The following is a 1,774-nucleotide window of genomic DNA, read 5'->3' on the forward strand; positions in this document are numbered from 1 at the left end:
TAGCCAAGTTGTTCTTTCGTTTCGACACCTTCAGCGACGATACTGATCGAAAGTTTACGCGCCAGATCCAATACACAATCCAGAATTCGGGTTAATTCTGGGTCTGCGTTTACGCGGCCAACGAAACTGTGATCAATTTTGATATAATCAATATGCAGGTCATGAAGATAAGAAAGCCCTGAGTAGCCAGTACCGAAATCATCCAGCGCGATGACAAAACCATTTTCATGCAGAATGTTCAACCGCTGAACCAGACTTTCATCAACATTCAATGGCTCACGCTCGGTGACTTCCAGAACAAGGTTTAAATCGCGGCGGGTAAAACTGTCACGGAAATTTAAACACTCGTCGACAAACGTCGGCGAAATAATATGCGAAGCGCTAAAATTAATTCCAATATGAAAACCTTCCGGCAGTTTACTCGCGATAGCGTTCATCTGTCTGGCAACCTGATTCATCAGGCTTTGTGTAAGCGGAACGATTAATCCGGATTTTTCAGCAAGTGGAATAAATGCCGCGGGTGAAATATATCCACCGTGAGGTTGTTTCCAGCGGGCTAACACCTCAACTCCCCGCAATGTCCCTTCCCGACCATTTACCACAGGTTGGTAAAAAGGGACGATCTCCCCGTTATTTATTGCCCGTCGCAGGATCTCTTCAGGCGTTGCGCTTTTATTGAAATATCTATCAAGCAGGAAGGCAGCGGCGCAGGCGATTAACAGAATAAATATTAAAATCCCAAAGCCTTTATCGATAAGTCTGTAGAAGCTAAAGAGTGGCGGCGGGTTAAAGATAATAGTGAAATGATATTTTGTGGAGTGAACCTTCTCGGTATAGGGATAATGTCCATTAAGCGTCATCACATCACCCGTTGGTCCAATAATGTCATCCGCCACGCGTAATACATACCTTACCCCTTTCAAGGGTACATTAAGCGCCCCGCGAATATGTTGATCACTTATCGTAACCAAAATGCGCGTATCTGCAAATTGGCTCTGATAGAGCAGGATAGGTAATCTATTAACGGTGTCGATTGCCGGAGCCAACAGTAAATTACTGTCCGGGACAACAGGAATACGAGACAGCAGGAATACGAGACAGCAGGACCCGATTCCCAGGCAGGGATGTACACCAGACTATTCCCTGTTTGAGAATGATGATTGTGCGCAGGTGAGGTTTCAGAGCTGCTTCAGTGCCAAGCTGATATTGCTCCTCGAGGTCGCATTCCTTCCCGGCAATGTTAACCGCTGTTTGAGTCGCCTGTGACGCTTCTTCAAGTATATGATTGATATTGTTGGCGGCATATCTTGCTCCCGCCAGGTACTCTGCTTTTGCGGAATACCAGAGCTGGATGTTCAAAATAGCGACACCGGTAATAAACAAGCATATCGCAACGAGGATGGGTATGAGTGTATTGCGCATTTGCTTGTCCCGGCCAAAGGGTTTAATACATGAAAATGCCATTCATTCGCTCGCGCTGGCATCTACAGAGATGCATGGTAGAGAGCATAAGAAATATCCACGCCGAAGATAAAATTTTCTCCATCTTGATCTAACCCATTAATTATTGAGCATAATGTAGGCAGTACAAAATAAGTTAGGCGGGATATCAGGCGTCAAGAATGGAGAGCGAGAACTCTCCATTCTTGACACCTGATATTGCGGACATAATAAGAAAGCATAACGCCTGAAATGCTCACTTTGCATCAGCATGGTGATACAGCTGATGTTTATTCTAAAACCTTATTCAAGTTCTAAGAGAGCACGGATTCCC

The 1,774-nt window shown here is 45.0% G+C and carries 1 pseudogene; it reads right to left on the minus strand.

What is annotated here, in order from left to right:
• Positions 1 to 1,422 (minus strand): annotated as a pseudogene (locus ACUU1M_RS20040) (EAL domain-containing protein); the annotation flags it as partial.
• Positions 1,423 to 1,774: the final 352 nt, after the last annotated feature.

This window comes from Shigella sp. SIG6 (genome assembly GCF_053555815.1).